The organism is Mycobacteroides chelonae, from assembly GCF_016767715.1.
GTDB classification, from domain to species: Bacteria; Actinomycetota; Actinomycetes; order Mycobacteriales; family Mycobacteriaceae; genus Mycobacterium; species Mycobacterium gwanakae.
This window is the reverse complement of record NZ_CP050145.1, coordinates 2,357,118-2,378,530: the sequence shown is the minus strand read 5'-3', so window position 1 is coordinate 2,378,530 and position 21,413 is coordinate 2,357,118. Positions and strand designations below refer to the sequence as shown.

Genomic DNA, 21,413 nt, shown 5'->3' with positions numbered 1-21,413 from the left:
CCGAGGACAGTAAGACCTGCTAGGTGCGTTGGGTTGCCCCAACGCGCTCGGCCGCAGAGGCCACCGCCGTTATCCGTGCGGCGGTGGCCTCGTCTTCTGTCAGGGTGCGGTCGGTTGCCCGGAAACGCAGCCGGAAGTTCAACGATTTGTTGCCTTCGCCCACCTGCGGCCCGGTGTAAACCTCCACCAGACGCACCTCTTCGATCAACTCACCCGCCCCGGCGCGCAGCGCCTCGGTGACCGCATCGGCGGGCACCGTTTCGGCGACCACCAGCGAAACGTCCTGAAGCACTGCCGGGAATGGCGAGATCCTGGGCGCGGGAAGCGGATTGGTGATGGGAAGCGCATCGAGGCTCAGCTCCAGGGCGCATGTGCGTTTGGGCAGCCCGAGCCGTTCGATGACCGCCGGGTGCAGTTCGCCGGCATGCCCGACAACCTGGCCATCGGCCACAATCTCCGCGCACCGCCCCGGATGCCACGGCAATTCACTGCCGGCCCGCAGCGACAGGTCCACGTAGGCGGCCCGCCCGATGATCCGGGCAGCTTCCAGCACGTCGGTGACATCGGCGGCGCGCCCACGCCCCCACGGACCATTCGGCTCGCGCGCCCCCGTCAGCACAAGTGCCACATGGACGGGCTGCGCGGGCAGAGACTCAAACAATGCACTGAGCTCGGCCTCGGAGGGGCGATCCGTCACGTCGAGCAGCGGGATCGCCCGGGTCGTCTCGGTTGGCCGGACAACCTGACCGATAGTGAACAACGCGACGTCGACAGTTCCGCGAGAAATATTGCGCGACAACGCCTCAAGCACCCCAGGTAAGAGCGTGCTGGCCAGTTCGGGGCGATCGGATTCCAGCGGGTTGAGAACCTTTGTGGTACGTCGGCGCGGATCGTCCTGATCCAGGCCCCATGCGTCGAACACACCGGCAGGCAGGAAGGGCATCGGCAGGATCTCGGTGTATCCGCTGAGCGCCAAGGACTTCCCCACCGCACGGCGACGGCGTTGCGGCGCGGTGAGGCCACCGCCTTGTGGTGCCGCGGGCAGAATCGACGGGATATCTTCCAGTCCTTCGAGTCGCAGCACCTCCTCCACCAGGTCCGCACCCTCGGTGATGTCCGGACGCCAGCTCGGCGGTGTGACCCGCAGGGTGTCGCCCTCCACCGCCACCTCGGCACCGATCTGCCGGAGGCGGTGTTCCACCACCCCGTCGGCGTAGTCGATCCCGGCAATGCGCGCGGGCAGGTCGGTGGCCATGACAATCTCTGATCGAGCCTGGCCGTCGGCCGACCAATCGGTGAGTTCGGCGGGCGTGCTGCCGCCTGCTATGTCACGCAGTAGAGACGCACAACGATCTAGCGCGGCAACGGATATCGCGGGATCCACGGAACGCTCGTAGCGACGTCCCGCCTCGCTGTGCAGGTGTAGCCGACGCTGGGTGCGCAGTACCGCGGCCGGATCCCATACCGCGGCTTCGAGGAGCACGTCAGTGGAGTCTTCGCGCATCTCGGTGCTTCCGGCGCCCATGACACCGCCGATGGCGGTCACACCGGCATCGTCGGCGATCAGAACGTCGCCGGGTTCAAGCTTGCGTTGCACATCGTCGAGGGTGATAACCGTCTCGCCGGGTGTCGCGAATCGCACCCGGAAATCCCCGCTGATCCGCGCCTTGTCATGCGCGTGCATGGGATGCCCGATCTCGAGCATCACGTAGTTGGTGGCGTCCACCGCAGGCGATATGGCCCGGATTCCACAGAGCATCAGCCGTCGCTGCAGCCACCACGGCGACACCGCCGCCGGATCGATGCCGATCACCGGGCGCAACCCGAAGCGTTTGACCCCAGTACCGGCGTCGATATGTACCGGCAGCGAGGGCTTGTCGGCCGGGAGCGACTCTACCGCAGCTGGATCGGCGAAATCCAGGTCGTACGCACAAGCCAGATCGCGGGCCAGCCCGCGAACGGACAGGCAGTATCCGCGATCCGGAGTGATCGACAGATCGAAGATGACATCGTCCAGCCCGACCACCTCGGCGGCGTCGGCACCGGGATCGGCGGTTCCCGGCGGTAGCACCAGAATGCCCGACGAGTCCGAGCCGAGACCCAGCTCGGTCGTCGAGCAGATCATCCCGTCGGAGGTGTGTCCGTAGGTCTTTCGTGTCGCGATGGTGAAGTCGCCGGGCAGCGTGACGCCCGGGAGTGCCACCACCACGAGGTCGTTGACGGCGAAATTCGATGCACCACAGACAATCTCACGAGGTTCGGCTTCGCCTACGTCCACCAGGCAAAACCGGATCGGCTTTTTGAAGTCGGTGAGTTCGGTGATCTGGGCGACGCGCCCGATCACCAGCGGTCCGGTAACCGGACCGGGAACGATTACCTCTTCCACTTCGTGACCGATGCGGATCAGCGTTTCCTCGATACTCGCCGGGGTAGCGGCGAACTCCGGAGCACCGACACGCAGGACCTCGATAAGCCAGCTGTAGGGAATACGCATCAGGCACTCACCCCGAACGGGAGGCTGAAGCGTACGTCGCCTTCGATCATGTCGCGCATGTCGGGCAGCCCGTTGCGGAACTGCAAGGTTCGTTCCAGCCCCATGCCAAACGCGAAGCCGCTGTATTTTTCGGGATCAATACCACTGGCCCGCAGCACATTCGGATTCACCATGCCGCAGCCTCCCCATTCAACCCAGCCGGCCCCGCCCTTCTTGTTCTCGAACCAGACATCCACCTCGGCGGAGGGTTCGGTGAACGGGAAAAAGTGCGGCCGCATCCGGGTGTGTGCCTGTGCCCCGAACATGGCCCGCGCGAAGGCGTCGAGCGTGCCCTTGAGGTTGGCCAGGGTCAGTCCGCGATCTACGGCGAGCCCCTCTACCTGATGGAAGGCGGGCAGGTGCGTCGCATCGATTTCATCGGTGCGGAAGGCGCGCCCCAGCGAGATCACGTAGACGGGCAGCTCGCGCGCCAACAGGGTACGGACCTGAACCGGTGAGGTGTGCGTGCGCAACACCTGTCGCGACTCCTCGGGGGCGATGTAGAAGGTGTCCTGTGTGCTGCGAGCCGGGTGGTCGGGCAAGAAGTTGAGGGCATCGAAGTTGAAGTGTTCGGTCTCCACCTCGGGGCCGTCCGCCACCTCCCACCCCATCGCTACGAAGGTGTCCGCAATGTGTTCGGACAGGATGGTGATCGGGTGGCGCGCTCCGATCGTCTGGCGCGTCGACGGCAGGGTCACATCGACACGCTCCGCGACCAGTACGGCGGCATCACGTTCGGCGCGCAGTGCCTCCAACCGGATGTCGTACGCCTGTTGTGCCTGGGTGCGTACGGCGTTGACAAGCTTTCCGGCCTCAGCCCGTTGCTCCTTCGGCAGCGCGCCCAGCGCCTGCCGCGCGAGCGCCAGCGGCGACTTCTCCCCCAGATGGTCAACCTTTGCCTGCGCGAGGGCATCCAGGTCACCGGCGCCGTCAAAGGCCGCGCGAGCAGCATCAACGGCGCTCGTCAGAGCTCTCTCTGATGGTTCCACTGAAGGGTCCTGCGAGTGATCGGCCACGGATGCCGATCATAGGGTAAGGCGGGTTAACCACCGTGCGGTCATGCCCGGCGGGCACCACCGCACCGCCTAGTGTTGAGCGGGTGAATGGCGAAGCAGTGCGCCGCTGGATCTTCGAAAGACATTGCCATCCGGTCAGTGCGTGGTCCCGTTGGGCAACGACACCGCTGTTGCTCGTTCCGGTATGGACCCGGCGATGGCGTTGGGCGGTCCCCATCGCTGCGTGGCTCGCCATCAACCCAGTGGTGACCCCGCCGCCCCGGGACAACAACTCCTTTGCCACTCGTGCCATACGCGGTGAAGAGATCTGGATGACCAGACCTACGTCGGATACTGCCCTCACCGTGTTGGGCATTGTCGGCGGCACCGCGCTGATCTCGGCATTGATAGCCGCCTGGCGGCGTTCAGGGATCGGGGCGACGGCAGGCACCGCACTGTCGATGACGATCACGCTGCTGGCCTGGCGGCGCTACGCCCACATCTGGGAGGCAAATCAGTCCGGACGGTAATGTCCGATTTCCGCTAGCGCTGCGGTGGGACCGCGGGCATGCTCGAAGCATGGAACTTGACGCGGAGGCCTGTTACCGGGCAGTGCAGTCCCGTGACACCCGATTCGACGGCCAGTTCTATACGGCCGTTCGCACCACCGGCATCTACTGCCGGCCGTCCTGCCCGGCCATCACCCCGAAGCGTCAGAATGTCTCGTTCCATCCCACCGCCGCCTCGGCGCAGGCCGAGGGCTATCGAGCCTGCCGACGGTGCCTGCCGGACGCGGCACCCGGGTCGCCATTGTGGAATATCAAGTCCGACTTAGCTATTCGAGCGATGCGTCTTATTGGCGACGGCGTGGTCGAGCGCGATGGCGTGGATGGTTTGGCCCGTGCCCTCGGATACTCGAGCCGTCAGCTCAACAGGGTTCTACTCGCCGAGCTCGGCGCAAGCCCGCTGGCCCTGGCGCGCGCCAATCGCGCCACCACCGCACGTCTACTCATTCAGCGGACCGAACTGGCCATGTCCGACATTGCCTTTGCGGCCGGGTTTTCCAGTATTCGGCAGTTCAACGACACGATCGCCGCGGTGTTCGCGACGACACCGTCGAAACTACGCGCCGAGCTCCCCCGTGCAGCGAGTCACACATCGGCACCGATGCCCGGCGGCGTCAGCCTGAAACTTCCTCTGCGGCAGCCTCATAACGTCGCTTGGTCGATCTGGCTATTGGAGCATCACTGCGCGCGCGGAGTCGAGGATTTTGCCGAGGGACGGTACACCCGAGCACTGAGGATGCCCCACGGTCCCGTCGTTGCGACGCTGACGGTCGACGTCGATCAGGTGCGCGCGGACCTACAGCTCTCCGATATGCGTGACCTCGCGCCCGCCGTGGCCCGCCTGCGCCATCTTCTTGATCTGGATGCCGACCCCGCGGCGGTGGATGACGCGCTGCTGTCTCACCCAGCGCTGGCCCCACTTGTCGCCGAGGCTCCCGGTATCCGGGTGCCGGGGACAGTCGACGGTGCAGAGCTGCTGTTGCGCACCATGATCGGGCAGCAGATTTCGGTGTCCGCGGCCAATACCGCTACGGCACACCTCGTTGCCGAACTCGGCGAGGAGGTGGCCGACACGACCGGGCGGGTGACACGTCTGTTTCCCACCCCCGAGGCGGTCGCCGCCGCCGGCACGGAGGTGATGGCGGGACCTGCGGCCCGGATCACCGCGATCGTGGGGGCCGCCGATAGGCTCGCGACCGGCAAGCTGAAGTTGCATCACGGCATGAACGCCGCCGACATGCGCCGGCAACTATTGGAGATCAAGGGAATCGGACCTTGGACCGCTGACTACGTGGTGATGCGTCAACTCGCCGATCCAGACGTTCTCCTCGAGCACGATCTGGTGCTGCGCCGCGGCGCAGCAGCAGAGGGCATAGACCTCGCAGCTGCCCGCGACTGCTCGCCCTGGCGGTCTTATGTATCTATGCACCTGTGGCGCAAGGGAATCACTGCGCTACCCCGTCCGCGCATTCGCGCACAGAAAGGAATCTCGTGAGCGACTACTCGACTCTCACCACCCCGGTGGGGCCGTTCACCGCCATCGTCGACGGATCGGGGACGGTCCTGGCATCGGGATGGACGGACTCCCCCGAGCTACTGCACGCGTTGATACATCCGACGTTGCGCCCGCGGGAACTGAATCGCAAGCGCGATCTCGGCAAGGTGTCCAAGGCTGTCACCGACTACCACGCGGGCGATCTGACCGCCATCGACTCGATCCCCGTCACCCAGCGTTCCGGGGACTTCCTCATGCACGCCTGGGATGTGCTGCGACAGGTCGATCCCTTAGCGCCCATCACCTACAGCGAGTTCGCCGTGCGCGCCGGACGGCCCGCGGCGGTCCGTGCCGCCGCCAGTGCCTGCGCCCGGAATGCGGCGGCGCTGTTCGTGCCGTGCCACCGGGTGTACCGCATCGGCGGCGCACTGGGAGGCTTCCGCTATGGGCTTCCGATCAAGCGGTGGCTACTTGATCACGAGGCTCCCGCCGGGACCTGACCCATTGACTGATGAGCACCGCGGCTATCGCGGCGGGCACCGCCGCCGCAAGAGTCTGGGCGTCCTCGGAGAACATCATCAGGGCGAATAGTCCACCAAATCCTAAGAGCAGCAATCGGAGTACGGACCAATGCGGTGCGTGCAGGGACAGCGTGTGCGCCGCGAGCATCCCGAGGAGAAATGCCGTGAGATGCCCCACCTCGGTGAACGTCTGATTGCAAGCGATGGATACGGCGCCGACGGCGATCCAGCCGGACATCCACGAGCCACGCCAGCGCGGCGGAATCGATGCGGTGAGTGCGCCGACAACAGCGGCTGTCCCGTAGCTCATCCCCACATCGCTGGCCCGCGCGATGGTTATCGGGGCCCAGTGCATCCAGATGGCCAGTGCGGTTCCGACTCCCACGATGAGGGTCGCCCCGATATGACCGAGCACGAAGGTCAGCGCCAAACGCCCACTGTGCCACTGCAGTTCAGCCAGGGCAAGGATGCAGATCAGGCCGGGAAGCCACAGGTAGATTGGTCCGGCGTCGGTCACAAAGGCACTGCCGATGAGGGTGCCCAGGCGTCCCTGGTGCAGATTGTGCAGATTGGTGCTCGCATGAGCGATCACCCGGTCTTGCATCCGCGGCCCCTCGACCACCAGCACGGTGGCGACTGCTACCAGCGCAACCGCGTAACCGATGGTGACCCGCAGCCGGACAAGCGCGGCCCAGACTCTCCGCATGATCCATGATCGCACCGTCTAGATGCGACCGTCGTCCCCAGCGGCTGGCAGTTCCCTGCGAGTTTCGAGTAGGTACATCTTCATGTTCTCGGGCACACCGGCCGGCCTGCTGGAGAACAGCGGTCGCCGCACGGGCGTGGGCGTGAGTCCCAGGTGATCAAGAAGCACCAGCGGCACCTTGGCCAGAGCCGGTTGCGAGATCGCCAGACCACCCTTCGCGGCGCTCTCCATGACGCGGGCGGCGATGTTCACATCGACTCCGAGCCAGTCCGATCCGATGCGCTGAGGCGTTCCGGTGTGGATCCCAATCCGCATATGCGGCGTATACCCCTGTATTTCAACGTTTTTCAATGCGTCGCGGGCAGGAATGACGGCTTGTAGGGCCGTGATCGGATCATCGAAAACGGCCATGATGCCGTCGCCCATGCGCTTGACCACCTGCCCCCCGGCATTGAGCATGGGAGGTTCGGCGACCGATGCCACCCGACGCAGCAGTTTCAGCGTTGCCTCGTCACCGGCCTCCAGTGCCCACGCGGAGAATCCGACGAGATCGGTGAAGACCAGGGTGACCTCGCGATTCGCCGGCTGCTTGCTGACCTTCTCGGTGAAGGCCTGCCAGATCTGCAGTGCGCCGAACCCGAACTCACGGAATGCGGTGTCTCTGTCGGTCACCAATCGGTCAGCCGCGCGCGCCACCGCACTCGCCCCACCAAAACCGCTGGTGGACAGGGGGTCGCCGAAATACGGGTCACCGGGCAGCGAACGCCGGGCACGGCGCACCGCCGCGACGACCGTGGGATCCCGATCCATCTTGCGGAACCAGCTCCCGGCTCGGGCGATATGGCGAGAGGCCGGCTCGGCGGGATCGGAATTCTGCGCTGGCGCGGCCGCATCGGGCGACTCCGCGGCGAGGTCATGCCGCGCAGACCCACTGGTGCGGCCTCGCCTGCGCTTACGGATTCCCGAGTTGTGCTCACGGTCCGGTTCGGCATCGAGGCCTGACGGCTCGACATCCACGGCATCAGCCTATGTGCTGGGGTGTGCGGCGGCAATCTCGTCGTTGCCAGTGTCGCCGCCTTCGCGCCGGTTCGGGTCCTTCTCCTCAACCGCCTGGTGGATACCGGTCGGCGCTGGTAGCGGCCGCATGGAGCTTCGGACACGGTTGGCAAACGGTTCTCAACACCGCTGAGATGCTCGTGGACAACGCCGGTTGTCACCCATATCGTGCGTGATAGGCGCCACATAGGAGGGTCAACGATGACATCCGCCACTGCTGATCGCCGCGCTCGGCGATCCACTTGCAAAGGCCCGTCGCGCGTGAGGCCCGCGGCCGAACCACGGCATGAAGTCGATCTGGACGGCCCACCGCAACCGTTGGGCCCAGATTCGCTGACATGGAAGTACTTTGCGGATCTGCGGACCGGACTCCTTGGCGTGTGGATCGGATCAATCCAGAACATGTATCCGGAATTGGGCGCCGGAGTCCAGGATCACTCGATCCTGTTGCGTGAGCCCCTGCAGCGCGTGACGCGCTCGGTCTTTCCCATCATGGGCGTGGTCTACGACGGTGATCGCGCCGCGGACACCGGGCGCCAGATTCGGGGCTATCACGACACCATCAAGGGCGTCGACAGCAAGGGGCGTCGCTACCACGCACTGAATCCCGAAACCTTCTACTGGGCCCACGCCACCTTCTTCATGCTCATCATCAACACCGCCGAATACTTCTGCGGAGGCCTCACCGAGGCCGAGAAACGGCAGCTGTTTGCCGAGCATGTCCAGTGGTATCGGATGTACGGCATGAGCATGCGGCCCGTGCCCAACTCCTGGGAGGAGTTCCAGCAGTACTGGACGCGGGTCTGCGACGAAGAACTGGAGATCAATCGCGCGACGATGGACGTCTTCCACATTCAGATCCCCAAACCGAAGTACGTACTGCTACCGGACTTCCTCTGGCAGCAGATGTGGGCACCGGCCCGCGCATTTCAGAACTGGGTGGCCGCCGGGGTGTTCAGTTCCTCGGTGCGCGAGAAGGCCGGAATGCGCTGGACTCCTGGCGATGAGGTACTCCTGCGAGTGTTCGGAAAAGCAGTGCAGTTGGCATTCAGTCCATTGCCCGACGACATCCGCCTGCATCCACGCGCCGTGTCGGCGTACAAGCGCGCTCAGGGCCGCCTGCCCGCGGACGCGCCGTTGGTCGAGGCACCCAAGATCACCGCTCCGCCCAGGGATAGACGCGGGCTGCCCATGCATTACGTACCGCCATCGACCGAGACGAGGTCCCTGACCTCCCGTGCTGGCAAGCTACTGCACTCCGCCTTCTCATTGGCGTCGCCGCCGTGGGCGCTCCGGGGCCGCCGCGAGGTCGCGTAACAGCTGTTTACGCAGCTTTTACAGGGCGGCACTATGGCGTAGGCCACATTTTTCGGGTTGCAATTCCTGTCGTCTGATAGACGAAACAGGATCGTCCGGACAACGGGTTTACCCTGCGGTGGACGTACCGACACATGGTGTTCACCAGGCGATTAGCCCAGCACACCAACCTATTCGGACAACGTGTCTTTTGTAGGTTGCCAGCATCCAGCAAAACTCCATCAACTCACGGCGAGCAGAAGCCGTTAGTGAGCCGCCTTGTCCCACAAGGCGATTCCTGTGAGCCACCTGTGAGTTTTGATCAGCGGCAGGGTTTGCGCAGGCGTATCTTTCCGTCAGCTCAGATAACGGATTCATCACTCCGACCGGTAATCGACGGCGCCGCAGTAGCTCCCAAACTCAGGTACAGGTTCACCACCATTTACATCCGCAAGGGGAAACGAGGCATTCAGATGGCAGTACGTAAGCGAGTGGGCGCCGTCATGGCGTTGGTCACCGCGATCTGTACCTTGGCAACGGCTCCGGCCCACGCCGATCCCGTCACCATGGCGCCACAGACCTATACCAAGGTGAGCCGCGACGGGTGGACTTTGATGATCCGGATCGATCACGAGACCATCAACTCCGTACCCAACCTGGCCGAGGCCTCCAACTCGCGGGAAGCGTTCGTGACCTTCGATGCGACCGCGATCGCCACCGGCGGATCGGCGCCCATCACGGATAGCTTGTTCATCGCCGGATACCAGTTAGGTTGCCAGACAGACGTTTCCAGCGGTCTGCAGATCGGTGGCACCGGCGGCCTCGCGGGGTCTGTGGGCTACAGCGGCGGGCCGTCCGTCGGCGGTTCCGGCGGCCTCGCCGGGTTTGTGCAGACCATCTTGCAGCCCGGTGTCATCACCGATCTCCCCCTGGCCAATATGGCCCTGAGCGATAGCGGCAAGGCCATGCTGGACGTCGACAACCTCCACATCAAGGCCGATGCGTGCGGCGGCGATGTCACCATTCGCTCCTATGTCTATCTGCGGATCTCGACCGCTTCGGCGCATACTGAGTTCGCCATCTACGGCGACCCGATGAAGATCTAGGGAGGTTCTCGTGCCGAAACGAAAGATCGTTGTCACGGTGGCCGGAGTGGCGGGGGCCCTGGCCCTGGGTGGGCTCGCCGCCCCTACGGCCGCCGCCGACCCGCCGGGTATCCCCTTCGTACCCGGCGTACCCGCGCCATTGCCCGCAACCCCGGGAAGTTATACGTACATCTACAACAACTTCCCAGCGGTCGCGCCGGCCACGGTCGACGCGCGCGGTGTGAAGATCGCCGCCAATGCCGATCCCGCGGCGGGTGCTGCCGGTCTGCCCGGCAGCAAGCTGGGTAACGCCGCCCACCCGGCCAACGTCTTGACCTCGTCCAGCACCCGGTACGGCATCCAGGGGGGCACGACACCGGCCGCCCCGGCCAGCACCACCGGTGTGCAGTTCGGCGCCGGGAACGAGAACCCCGCACTGGAGGATCCACACGGGGCACCGCCGCAGAGTGCGGCCGCGGTCGAGGCGGCCGCCCCGACCGTGATGCCGGGTGCTCCGACGCCTCCGGTTCTGGAGTCCCCCGATGGTCAACCCCCGAAGCCCGCGGAAGAACCCGCCGGCTGATCTCAGTCCTGCCGCAATACCGAAAATGGGCCCCCTGTCGAACAGGGGGCCCATTTTCGGCGTCGTGTGACGACATGGAGCGAGTGACGGGACTCGAACCCGTGTGAACGGCTTTGCAGGCCGGTGCCTAGCCTCTCAGCCACACCCGCGTCGAGCACCGATGATGCCGAACCACGATGCGCGACACGAGCGTTGGACTCAGGCTGATCCCAGTGCGGGCTAGCCGGCGAGGCCGGAGTAGTCCGCGCCGGTGAGTTCTACCGACTTCTCCCACAACCGGGCGGCCAGCTGCGGATCCCGGGCCTCTTTATTGCGCGGAGCACGTTTCACCGGACCGCGCATACCTTGCAGCTGCGTGGGCCCGAGGTAATCGTCGGGCTGCACATCGGGCATCGTCGCCGCGTACAGCTCGCCCTCGGCGCCCTGACGCTCGTCCTGGAGCACTAGACCCATGCCGAAGTAGAAGGCCTTCTGCAGGCCGGGCAGATTCGGGATCATGGAATCGAACAGGTTGGTGGCGGCCACGCCCGGGTGCACGTTGACGGACAACAGTGGGGATCCGGCTGCTGCCGCCTTGCGGGCCAGCTCCGAGCCGAAGAGCATGCATGCAAGTTTCGAAGCCCGGTAGGCGGTCAGCCGGTTGTACGGGCGCCGAGTGAAGTTCAGGTCGTCGACGTCCAGGTTGTTGCGTCCCTGCGCATGCGCGATGCTGCCCAGCGAGATGACTCGTGGTGCGTCGGCCGCGAGCAAGGCGGGCAAGAGCGCATCGGTCAGCACGAAGTGGCCGAGATGGTTGACGCCGATCTGCGTCTCGAACCCTTCGGCGGTGCGCCGCAGTGGGATTGCCATCAGACCCGCATTGTTGAGCAACACGTCGATCTTGGGCGCCTGGGTGCGGATCGCGTCCGCGGCAGAGCGCACGGAGACCAGGCTGGTGAGGTCGAGCTCCACGAGCGCGTGGTCGGCCTTCGGTCCGAGCGCGCGCACCTTATCCAGCGCCGCCCGTCCGGTCTCCTGGTTGCGGCAGGCCAGCACGACGCGGGCGCCGGCGCGGGCCAGCGCCTCGGCGGCGACGAGACCCAGGCCATTGTTCGCACCGGTGATGACATGTGTCTTACCGGTCTGGTCGGGAACATCCGACTCACGAAAGTGCCTGATCTGCAGGGGTGCGGGCATTAGGTTCCTCGATCCATGGAAGTTACTAGTACTCGTCGTTACGGCTTTGTCGGATAGTACTGGAGGCTATTGACCGCGATGCATCCGCGCCGTGGCGTAGAGGCAAATCGACGCGGCGCTGGCCAGGTTGAGGCTCTCGGCTCCCCCACGCATCGGGATGTTGATCCGATGTGTGGCCAGGGCTGCCGTCGCGCTGTCGAGTCCGTGCGCCTCGTTGCCGAAGATCCAGGCACAGGGCCCGGCAAGCACCGGATCGGCGTCATCGAGCGACAGCTCGCCATCAAGGGTGGTGGCCAGCACTGCCCCACCGCGCGCGGTGAAGTTCTCGGCGACCACCGCGGCGTCTCCGGCAGGGACGACCGGGACGTTGAAAACGCTGCCCGCCGAAGCCCGCAGGCTCTTGCCGTTGAAGGGGTCAACACTGTTGCCTGCCAGCACGACGGCATCGGCGCCCATCGCATCGGCGACCCTGATCAGAGTGCCCGCATTGCCTGGCTCCGAAACATCAACGGCGACAACGACAAATCGTGGCGAATCGGCCGCGACCTGAGACCACTGTGCCGCGATCGAACGACATTCGGCCACCAGCCCAACGGGAGTCACGGTGTCGGACAGTGCTTTGGCGGCCCGTTCGGTCACCAGACGGACAGGAGCGTCAACCAACAGGCCGGCGAATCGCTCGGTCGCGGCCTCGGTCGCGAAGACGCGTTCTACCGCGCCGGACCGCAGCGCGGCCTCGACCAGGTTGGGACCTTCTGCCAGAAAAAGACCGGCCCGCCGACGGGCGGCGGGCCGGTGCAGTTTGACCGCGTCGATCACTGTCTGTGACCGCTCAGTCAGAGCCGAGTCGCTCAGGCGGCTTCCCCGGCCGGAGCGTTGACATCCTCAGGCAGCGCGGCCTTGGCGACCTCAACCAGCGCGGTGAACGCGCCAGCATCGCTGACGGCCAGCTCGGCGAGGTTCTTACGGTCAACCTCGACGCCAGCGATCTTCAGACCCTGGATGAAGCGGTTGTAGGTGATGTCGTTGGCGCGAGCCGCAGCGTTGATACGCGCGATCCACAGCTTGCGGAACTCACCCTTGCGAGCGCGACGGTCCCGGTATGCGTAGGTCAGCGAGTGCAGCTGCTGCTCCTTGGCCTTCCGGTACAGGCGCGACCGCTGACCGCGGTAGCCCTTGGAGGCCTTCAGGATTGTCCGGCGCTTCTTCTGGGCGTTGACGGCCCTTTTCACGCGTGCCATAAGTATTCCTTATTAGTGATTTCTAGTGATGCAGTGTGGTGCTGTGTACGGGGGTGATCGTGAACGCGGCCGCTAGCCGGTCAGCATCTTCTTGACGCGCTTGGTGTCGTTCTCCGCTACCACGGCGCGGCCGTCGAGACGGCGGGTGCGGGTGGTGGGCTTGTGCTCCAGCAGGTGGCGACGGTTCGCCTTCTGGCGCACGATCTTTCCGCTTCCAGTGGTGCGGAAGCGCTTCGACGCACCGCTGTGGGTCTTGGCCTTAGGCATCTTGGTAGTCCTTATTCTTCACGGGTTCTCGGTTGTGTCGGTACTTAGGTATTACGGCTGTTCGGTGGGCGCTTGCTCGGCCGGCGGGGCCGCCTGGGCTGGGGCCGGCCCTGCAGGAGCCTCTGCCTGCTGAGCTGCCTTGGCCCGGGTCTTCGCACCCCGGTGCGGCGCCAGCACCATCGTCATGTTGCGGCCGTCCTGCTTCGCGGAGGTCTCCACGAAGCCGTACTCGGCGACGTCCGCGCCGAGCCGCTGCAACAGTCGGTAGCCCAGTTCGGGCCGTGACTGCTCGCGTCCGCGGAACATGATCGTCACCTTGACCTTTGATCCGGCTTCCAGGAAGCGCACAACGTGGCCCTTCTTGGTTTCGTAGTCGTGATCATCGATCTTCGGCCGAAGCTTTTGTTCTTTGACGACGGTCTGCTGCTGGTTCTTGCGAGACTCGCGCTCCTTCAGAGCCGTCTCGTACTTGAACTTGCCGTAGTCCATGATTTTGCAGACCGGAGGCCTGGCATCTGGGGCTACCTCGACAAGGTCGAGATCGGCGTCTGCGGCGACGCGCAGCGCATCTTCGATCCGCACGATGCCGACCTGTTCGCCTTTCGGGCCGATCAAGCGGACTTCGGGTACGCGGATGCGTTCGTTGATGCGGGTCTCAGTGCTGATGTGGCCTCCCTGGCTCGTCCTCTATCTGTCGTGACCGCAACGCGGTTCGACGGGGACAAAAGCGGGTCCATCAGCACTCTGCTCGTTACGAACAGAAAAGCCCTGCACATGGCAGGGCCCGAAGCCGACCGGTCACGACGGCACACGCCGTCCTGCATATGCAGAACAACCACCCAGGGGTGGCTGGACCGGACCGCTGTACCTTGTTGGCCAGCGGTGGGAGCGGGACTCCACTTGATGTCCCCGACGGAGCCGGGAACGGTCGCACATGACAGTCTAGCAGCCGTGACCGATGACCTTGACCACGATGATCACGACCAGTCCACGACCGCGGATGTCCGCGAGCTTGCCGACATTCCGGCGATCGAGGTGATCACCAAGGCCATTGTGATGCTGATGAGCTCCAGCGCCGAGAAGCTGGGTCTGTCCTCTCCCGATCCGGACGAAAGCCCGCATCGCGATCTGGACGAGGCGCGCCGGCTCATCACGGCCCTGGCCGGTCTGGTCGCCGCTTCCGTGGAGTACTTGGGTCCGCACGCTGCGCCGATCCGCGACGGATTGCAGAGTCTGCAGAAGGCTTTCCGGGAAGCCAGCGCCATTCCGGACGAACCCGGTCAGGGTCCTGGCGAGAAGTACTTGCGCTGAGCATCAGTAAACTGCCAGCTACACGGCCTATCCTCGCTAGGTGACGTTGTCTGATTCTCTTCGCGCAGGCCGCTCATCGTCCGAGGTTCGCGCTTCACCGCCACTAGCCGCCCCGGGAATCGGCAAGACCCCCAAGCCAATTCCCTCATCTACCTCGAAACTGCACTGGGTACCGACCTTCTTCGGATGGCTGGTCGGGGTTTTCGCGGCGATGATCTTCCTGTCGAGCATCTCGCCGATCATCCGGCACCTGACACAGGTTCCTCGTGCCTTTATCGACGAGTATCTGTTCGACTGGCCCGATACCAGCCTCGCGTGGGCCTTCGTGCTGTCGCTGCTGGCGGCGGCCCTGGCAGTGCGCAAGAGCATCGCGTGGTGGATTCTGCTGATCAACCTGACGGTGCTGTCGGCCCTCAATATCGGTGGTCTCATCCAGCACCGCGACGCCGTAGAGATCCTCGGACTGGTGCTCCACGGCGGCACGATCGTCCTGCTGATCCTGGCGCGTCACGAGTTCTATGCGAAGGTCCGTCGCGGCGCGACGCTCAAAGCTGTCGCCGTACTCATCGGCGGTTTGGCGCTGGGAACGCTCGTCGCCTGGGCCCTCACCGAGATGTTCCCGGGCTCGCTGGCCCGCTCCGACCGTTTCTGGTGGGCGCTCAACCGCGTGGCCGGTTTCTCGCTTGCCGGTCATGAGTACTTCGACGGCCACCCTCATCTCTTCTTGAACTGGCTCTTCGGCCTGTTCGGAGCGCTGGCGCTGATGTCCGCCGCCGTCGTTTTGTTCCGCTCTCAGCGCGCGGTCAACGCGTTGACCGGTGACGACGAATCGCTGATCCGCGGTCTGCTCGAGCGTTATGGGCAGGACGACTCTCTCGGATACTTCGCGACCCGTCGCGACAAGGCCGTCATCTTCGCGCCCAATGGCCGGGCAGCCGTGACCTATCGCGTAGAGGTGGGCGTCTGCCTGGTCAGCGCGGACCCCATCGGGGACAAAACGGCGTGGAGCCAGGCCATTGCCGCATGGCTGCAGGTGTGCCAGGCATACGGCTGGGCACCGGCAGTGATGGGTGCGAGCGCCGAGGGCGCGCTCGCCTACCGGGAGCACGGCCTGAACGCGCTGGAACTCGGCGACGAGGCGATCCTGTACCCGCGGTCGTTCTCGATATCGGGTCCGCACATGGCGGCGGTCCGCCAGGCCGTCAACCGCGCCCGGCGCTCGGGATTGTCGGTGCGTATCCGCCGCCATCGCGAATTGTCGCCGGACGAGGCGAAGCAGATCATCACCAACGCCGACTTGTGGCGTGACGGCAACACCGAACGCGGATTCTCCATGGCCCTGGGGCGGTTGGGTGATTCCACCGACGGCGACTGCCTTCTGGTGGAAGCGGTCGACTCCGACGACAACCCCGTCGCCATGCTGTCGCTGGTGCCCTGGGGCGCCAACGGGGTATCCCTCGAATTGATGCGCCGTTCGCGTCAATCACCCAACGGCACAATAGAATTCATGGTTACCGAGCTGCTCACTCGGGCAGAGGCCATGGGAATCACCCGGGTCTCTCTCAACTTCGTGATGTTCCGCTCGGTCTACGCGGACGGCTCCCGTATCGGGGCGGGCCCGGTGCTCCGGCTGTGGCGCTCGGTGTTGATGTTCGCCTCACGGTTCTGGCAGTTCGAGCAGTTGTACCGCTCGAACGTGAAGTATCAGCCGGAATGGGTGCCACGGTTCGCCTGCTACGAGGATGCCCGGCTCATCCCCCGGATCGGCATCGCCTCGGTGATCGCCGAGGGATTCCTGGTCTTGCCGTTCGGCAATCGGGACAAGCCACGGCATACCGGTCAATACAGTGCGGTGCCACAGTCCATCGTGGCCACCGGACTGCTGCACCACGACGGCACCGCCCCCGATCTGCCACCGCAGTCCACGGCACTGCAGAGAGTGCCGGAGCAAGTCAAGGTGCGGCTCGGCAAGCTTGCGGCCCTGCAGGAGCGGGGAATCGACGCATACCCGGCCGGCTCACCGCCCAGCCACACCGTCGCGGAAGCCCTGGCCGCCACCGACGGTACCGAGGTCGTGATCAGCGGTCGCCTGCTGCGCATCCGCGACTACGGCGGTGTGCTTTTCGCGCAGCTGCGCGACTGGTCGGCAGAGGTGCAGCTGCTCATCGACGATTCCCTGCTGCATGAAGAGTTCACCGCCGCCATCGACCTCGGCGACCTGGTCGAGGCCAGCGGTGTCATGGGTCAGTCGCACAACGGCACCCGGTCCGTGCTGGTGCGATCGTGGCGAATCATCGGTAAATGCCTGCATCCACTGCCCGATAAGCGCAAGGGTCTCACTGACCCTGAGGCCCGGGTGCGCGCTCGATACCTTGATCTGGCTATCAATCCAGAGGCCCGCGACCAGATCGCGGCGCGCAGCGCCATCATCACCTCGCTGCGTAACACCTTGCTATCACAAGAATTTTTAGAGGTCGAGACGCCGATCTTGCAACAGGTGCACGGCGGAGCCAACGCGCGTCCCTTCCTGACACATATCAACGCGTACAACTTGGACCTCTATCTGCGTATCGCACCCGAGCTTTATCTCAAGCGACTCTGCGTCGGTGGCGTGGAGCGGGTCTTCGAACTCGGCCGGGCCTTCCGCAATGAGGGCGTGGACTTCAGCCACAACCCCGAATTCACGCTGCTGGAGGCGTATCAGGCGCACGCCGATTATCTGACCTGGGCCAAGACGACCCAACGGCTGATCCAAAACGCCGCCAAGGCAGCGCACGGCAGTGAAGTGGTGATGCGGCCCCGCGAGGACGGCGCCGACGGGAAGCTGGCCCCCGTGGACATCAGTGGCGAATGGCCCATCATCCCGCTGCACGAGGCCGTGTCTCGAGCCCTCGGCGAACAGATCGATGCGACAACGGAAGTTCCTACGCTGCAACGATTCTGCCGATCGGCGGAGGTGCAGTTCAATCCGCGATGGGACGCCGGGCATCTGGCGCTGGAGCTCTACGAGCAGCTCGTCGAGAAGCACACCACCACACCCACCTTCTACAGTGACTTCCCGGTCTCGGTGTCGCCCCTGACCCGGCCACACCGGACCACCGTCGGGCTGGCCGAGCGGTGGGATCTGGTGGCCTGGGGTGTCGAGCTCGGCACCGCCTATACCGAGTTGACCGACCCGGTGGAGCAGCGTCGCCGCCTGTACGAGCAGTCACTTCTGGCGGCGGGCGGCGACGCCGAGGCCATGGAACTCGACGAGGACTTCCTGCGCGCGATGGAATACGCCATGGCGCCCACCGGCGGTATGGGCATGGGAGTCGACCGTGTGGTCATGCTCATCACGGGGCGCAGCATCCGCGAGACGCTGCCGTTCCCGCTGGCCAAACCCCGGTAACGCACAGTGAATCTGTTCGGATTCCGTACCCGGATTCGTCTAAAACCTGACAGACAATTCACAGGTATCTAGGCCATCATGGGTGCGTGTCCGGTCATGACATCTCGTTGTTACATGGGAGCTTCCCCGTCTCCATGCAGGTCATTGCCGGTTTTGCGCTCGTCATCGCGATAGGGCTGCGCACCGGTGGGTGGTTTCGGCGCTGGTTGCCCGTTGCCGTGGCCGTCGGTGGCTCCCTCGCCGCGTGGGCCTACTGGTACATCCAGTCCGAGGGCTGGGCAGACAGGGGCAATCCGGCTCCGCTGATGCTGTGGGTATGGATCGCGCTCACCGGTGTGGCCGCCACGGTCCTGGTGGTGGGCTGGCGCACGGCACGCTGGTGGCGTCGCGCGGTCGCGGTCACCGCGGTACCGCTGGCGGTCCTCTCCGGGTCACTGATGCTGAATCAATGGACCGGATATGTGCGCAGCGTCCAGTCCGGGTGGGCGCAGCTGACCGCGGGCCCGCTACCCAACCAGGCCGATATGGCCACGGTGACCGCTGCCCGCGCAGAGCGCCGAGGGCCGACGATGACCAAAGGCAAGCTCGTGCCGGTGGATATCCCGGCCGACGCCAGTGGATTTCGCCATCGCCAGGAGATCGTCTACCTACCTCCGGCATGGTTTGATTCGACCCGCACCCAGTTGCCGACGATCATGATGATCGGCGGCGAGTTCAACACCCCGAGCGACTGGATCCGCAGCGGCAACGCCGTCGAGGTGGCGGACGCCTTCGCCGGCCAGCACGGCGGAAACGCTCCCGTCATGGTGTTCGTGGACGCGGGTGGCTCGTTCAACAACGACACCGAATGCGTGAACGGCCCGCGCGGTAACTCCGCCGACCATCTCACGAAGGACGTTGTCCCGTTTATGGTGTCACGCTTTGGCGTGAGCCCGCGGCCGCAGAACTGGGGTGTGGTCGGCTGGTCGATGGGTGGCACCTGCGCGGTGACGCTTGCGGTCAAACACCCCGAACTGTTCAGCGCCTTCGAGGACATCGCCGGCGATATGTCGCCGAACACCGGGAACAAGGCGCAGACCATTGCTCGTCTTTTCGGCGGTGACGCCGCGGCATGGGAGCAGTTCGACCCGGCGACGGTGATGTCGCGCAATGGGCCGTACACGAACACCTCCGGATGGTTCGACGTCAATGGGATGCACCGCGCCGGATCCGGGGCGATCACCAGCGCGGGCGCGGTGCCGGGAGCGGCAGCGACGGTGCCACTCAGCGATCAGGACCGCGCCGCGCATCGGCTATGCGAGCTCGGTGCGGCACAGGGAATCTCGTGCACGGTGCAGCACAAGCCCGGTGAACACAAGTGGCCGTTCGCGCAGACGGCGTTCACGTCGGCGCTGCCCTGGATGGCGGGCCGCATCGGCACGCCCATGGTGCCCGATGTGCCATTGCCGCGCTAACCGCTGTGTGCGGGCGGAGTAGCGTCGGGCGCTATGTCCGATACGCCTGATCCGGGATACACCGACAACGGTGTGCCGACGTTCGAGTCGGTGCGCGAGAAGATCGAAACCCGATCCGGCACCGCCGCCGGGTCCGCCGAGCTGGATGCCGAAAGCGAAGAGGGCCGTGCACTGGAGGAGCAGTTCGAGGCCAGAAGCCGGGCCGCCGCCGATCGGATCGAGGAGATCCGCAGGTCGATGCGCGAGGAAGCTAGCCCGTCGCGGCCCGACGAGCAATAGCCTGCTCGCGGACGAGGCTGCGCCGGACCTTGCCTGAATCCTCACGCAGCGGCTCGGCGACGAACTCGATGGTGCGCGGGACCTTGTAGAGGACGATCTGGTCGAACAGATAGTCGCGCAGCTGATCTTCGGTCACATTGCGCTCGGCATGCACGACCGCGTGCACGGTCTGTCCGAGGTCGTCATCGGGCAGGCCAACGACGACACTGTCGATCACTCCGGGGTAACCGTTCATGACGGACTCGACTTCGGCGGGGAAGACATTGGCCCCACCCGTCACGATCAGGTCGGTACGCCGGTCGCTCATGTAGAGGTAGCCGTCGTCATCGAGCCAGCCGAGATCGCCGATGGATTCCCATGTTCCGAACCGCTTGATCTCGGCGCCAAGGTACTTGTAGGGCTTGGGCATGCCTTCCCACGGGCGCATGAAGATCTCCCCCACCTCGCCCGAGGGCACCGGGTTTCCTTCCTCATCGAGAATCGCCAGCTCACCCAGCGCGGGCTTGCCGACGGAGCCACGATGGGCCAACCACTCCGGGCCGGTGATGATGGTGCCGCCGATGGCCTCGGTGCCCGCGTACAGTTCCCAAATCACCTCGGGGCCCAGCAGGTCGATCCACGCTTGTTTCAGCCACACCGGACACGGGGCGGCCATGTGCCACAGCACCCGGATGCTGGATAGGTCGAATTGGCCGGGATGCTGGCGGACCTCACGCAATATTCGCGACATCATGGTGGGAACCACCTGCAACCAGGTGACCTTGTGCTTGTCGATCAGTTCGAGAGCCTGTAGGGCGTCGAATTTCGGCTGCACGATCAGATGATGCCCGAGTAGCAGCCCGTACGACGAAAACATCAGCGGCGCATTGTGATACAGCGGTCCGGCGACGAGCTGAACATCTCCCGACTGCATGCCCATGATCTCTCCCGCGGCAGGGCCGGTGATGGCGGCGGGGCTGGGGGCCAGGATGATCTTGGGCCGGCCGGTGCTGCCTCCCGACGTGGGCGCCTTCCAGGCCGGCGACACCACCTCAGGTAAGGGGCCTGCGGCGCGGTCTTCGGCCGTGGGCTCGAATCCTGCTGGGACACAGACTCGATCCGGATGATCGGCCGGATCGACTCCGACCACGAGCGCCGAGTCGGCCAGCTCGACGATTGCCCGACGTTCGGCCAGCGGCAGCCGCCAGGACACCGGTTGTGGGGTGGCGCCGAGCTTCCACACTGCGATTTGAGCCGCGAAGAACTCCACCGAGTTCGGCAACCCTATGGTGACGAGGTCACCCTGCTGCACACCCAGCCGCTGATAGGCGTGCGCCAAGGCGATGGCACGCCGCTCCAGTTCGGCCCTGGTGACCACCTCGGTACCGCAGGTGATCGCCGGTGCATCGGGTGCCGATTCCGCGAGGTTGGCGAGGATACGAACGAACGGTTCACCAACTACCTCGTCAGTCATGAATG

The 21,413-nt window shown here is 65.0% G+C and carries 20 protein-coding genes and 1 tRNA gene; 10 read left to right on the top strand and 11 right to left on the bottom strand.

What is annotated here, in order from left to right; genetic code table 11:
* Positions 1-19 precede the first annotated feature (19 nt).
* Both pheT and pheS read right to left on the bottom strand, forming a co-directional pair.
* Positions 20-2,494 carry a phenylalanine--tRNA ligase subunit beta gene (gene pheT, locus HBA99_RS11640; RefSeq protein WP_070951019.1) on the bottom strand — a complete coding sequence of 825 codons (2,475 nt, stop codon included), beginning with the start codon at positions 2,492-2,494 and terminating at the stop codon, positions 20-22.
* Positions 2,494-3,549 (bottom strand): phenylalanine--tRNA ligase subunit alpha, encoded by a 1,056-nt coding sequence (gene pheS / locus HBA99_RS11635; protein WP_109491724.1) that lies wholly within the window; start codon positions 3,547-3,549, stop codon positions 2,494-2,496. Before pheS ends, pheT begins: the two co-directional genes overlap by 1 nt.
* 83 nt (positions 3,550-3,632) lie before the next feature.
* On the opposite strand from pheS, the gene HBA99_RS11630 reads away from it, so the two are divergent.
* The 3 genes from HBA99_RS11630 to HBA99_RS11620 are packed head-to-tail and all read left to right on the top strand — an operon-like array spanning position 3,633 to position 6,089.
* Positions 3,633-4,058: a DUF6653 family protein gene (locus HBA99_RS11630; RefSeq protein ID WP_227457849.1), complete on the top strand. Its 426-nt coding sequence runs from the start codon at positions 3,633-3,635 to the stop codon at positions 4,056-4,058.
* Positions 4,059-4,107: 49 nt separating this feature from the next.
* Positions 4,108-5,589, top strand: coding sequence for an Ada metal-binding domain-containing protein (locus HBA99_RS11625; protein WP_070924159.1), 1,482 nt, complete (start codon positions 4,108-4,110; stop codon positions 5,587-5,589).
* Positions 5,586-6,089, top strand: a complete 504-nt coding sequence (locus HBA99_RS11620; RefSeq protein ID WP_057968386.1) for a methylated-DNA--[protein]-cysteine S-methyltransferase — start codon at positions 5,586-5,588, stop codon at positions 6,087-6,089. Before HBA99_RS11625 ends, HBA99_RS11620 begins: the two co-directional genes overlap by 4 nt.
* On the opposite strand, the gene HBA99_RS11615 is transcribed toward HBA99_RS11620, so the two are convergent.
* Together HBA99_RS11615 and HBA99_RS11610 are read right to left on the bottom strand one after the other, a co-directional pair.
* Complete coding sequence (locus HBA99_RS11615) at positions 6,046-6,816, bottom strand: rhomboid-like protein (RefSeq protein WP_057968385.1); 771 nt, start codon at positions 6,814-6,816, stop codon at positions 6,046-6,048. The genes HBA99_RS11620 and HBA99_RS11615 overlap by 44 nt on opposite strands.
* 18 nt (positions 6,817-6,834) lie before the next feature.
* Positions 6,835-7,833, bottom strand: coding sequence for an adenylate/guanylate cyclase domain-containing protein (locus tag HBA99_RS11610; protein WP_070924158.1), 999 nt, complete (start codon positions 7,831-7,833; stop codon positions 6,835-6,837).
* A gap of 240 nt (positions 7,834-8,073) precedes the next feature.
* Here HBA99_RS11610 and HBA99_RS11605 point away from each other — a divergent pair, with 240 nt between their 5' ends.
* From HBA99_RS11605 to HBA99_RS11595, 3 genes are all read left to right on the top strand, one after another.
* Positions 8,074-9,189, top strand: a complete 1,116-nt coding sequence (locus tag HBA99_RS11605) for an oxygenase MpaB family protein (RefSeq protein WP_081342920.1) — start codon at positions 8,074-8,076, stop codon at positions 9,187-9,189.
* A gap of 482 nt (positions 9,190-9,671) precedes the next feature.
* On the top strand, positions 9,672-10,274 hold the full coding sequence (locus HBA99_RS11600; protein WP_044105784.1) for an MspA family porin: 603 nt from the start codon (positions 9,672-9,674) through the stop codon (positions 10,272-10,274).
* 10 nt (positions 10,275-10,284) lie between these two features.
* Positions 10,285-10,836 carry a hypothetical protein gene (locus tag HBA99_RS11595; RefSeq protein WP_057968383.1) on the top strand — a complete coding sequence of 184 codons (552 nt, stop codon included), beginning with the start codon at positions 10,285-10,287 and terminating at the stop codon, positions 10,834-10,836.
* Between the two features lie 75 nt (positions 10,837-10,911).
* Here the strand turns inward: HBA99_RS11595 and HBA99_RS11590 are convergent.
* The 6 genes from HBA99_RS11590 to infC all read right to left on the bottom strand — a co-directional run bounded on the left by HBA99_RS11590 (position 10,912) and on the right by infC (position 14,186).
* A tRNA-Cys gene (locus HBA99_RS11590) sits at positions 10,912-10,985 on the bottom strand.
* Positions 10,986-11,055: 70 nt separating this feature from the next.
* Positions 11,056-12,012, bottom strand: a complete 957-nt coding sequence (locus HBA99_RS11585; RefSeq protein ID WP_070924157.1) for an oxidoreductase — start codon at positions 12,010-12,012, stop codon at positions 11,056-11,058.
* Positions 12,013-12,078: 66 nt separating this feature from the next.
* Positions 12,079-12,831, bottom strand: coding sequence for a TrmH family RNA methyltransferase (locus HBA99_RS11580; protein ID WP_070924156.1), 753 nt, complete (start codon positions 12,829-12,831; stop codon positions 12,079-12,081).
* Between the two features lie 32 nt (positions 12,832-12,863).
* Positions 12,864-13,253 carry a 50S ribosomal protein L20 gene (rplT, locus tag HBA99_RS11575; protein WP_005088930.1) on the bottom strand — a complete coding sequence of 130 codons (390 nt, stop codon included), beginning with the start codon at positions 13,251-13,253 and terminating at the stop codon, positions 12,864-12,866.
* A gap of 72 nt (positions 13,254-13,325) precedes the next feature.
* Entirely contained in the window at positions 13,326-13,520 is a 195-nt protein-coding gene (gene rpmI / locus HBA99_RS11570; protein WP_030098059.1) for a 50S ribosomal protein L35, read from the bottom strand.
* Between the two features lie 51 nt (positions 13,521-13,571).
* The gene (gene infC, locus HBA99_RS11565) at positions 13,572-14,186 is read right to left on the bottom strand and encodes a translation initiation factor IF-3 (RefSeq protein WP_075908808.1); all 615 of its coding nucleotides are present in this window, start codon (positions 14,184-14,186) and stop codon (positions 13,572-13,574) included.
* A 285-nt stretch (positions 14,187-14,471) separates the two neighbouring features.
* On the opposite strand from infC, the gene HBA99_RS11560 reads away from it, so the two are divergent.
* The 4 genes from HBA99_RS11560 to HBA99_RS11545 all read left to right on the top strand — a co-directional run bounded on the left by HBA99_RS11560 (position 14,472) and on the right by HBA99_RS11545 (position 19,955).
* A complete protein-coding gene (locus HBA99_RS11560) occupies positions 14,472-14,831 on the top strand; it encodes a DUF1844 domain-containing protein (RefSeq protein ID WP_057968380.1) in 360 nt (119 codons plus the stop codon).
* Between the two features lie 118 nt (positions 14,832-14,949).
* On the top strand, positions 14,950-18,222 hold the full coding sequence (gene lysX / locus HBA99_RS11555) for a bifunctional lysylphosphatidylglycerol synthetase/lysine--tRNA ligase LysX (RefSeq protein WP_070952239.1): 3,273 nt from the start codon (positions 14,950-14,952) through the stop codon (positions 18,220-18,222).
* Positions 18,223-18,356: 134 nt separating this feature from the next.
* Complete coding sequence (locus HBA99_RS11550; RefSeq protein WP_070951020.1) at positions 18,357-19,676, top strand: alpha/beta hydrolase; 1,320 nt, start codon at positions 18,357-18,359, stop codon at positions 19,674-19,676.
* A gap of 33 nt (positions 19,677-19,709) precedes the next feature.
* Entirely contained in the window at positions 19,710-19,955 is a 246-nt protein-coding gene (locus HBA99_RS11545) for a hypothetical protein (protein ID WP_057963962.1), read from the top strand.
* Here the strand turns inward: HBA99_RS11545 and HBA99_RS11540 are convergent.
* On the bottom strand, positions 19,927-21,408 hold the full coding sequence (locus tag HBA99_RS11540; protein ID WP_070924179.1) for an AMP-binding protein: 1,482 nt from the start codon (positions 21,406-21,408) through the stop codon (positions 19,927-19,929). The genes HBA99_RS11545 and HBA99_RS11540 overlap by 29 nt on opposite strands.
* Positions 21,409-21,413: the final 5 nt, after the last annotated feature.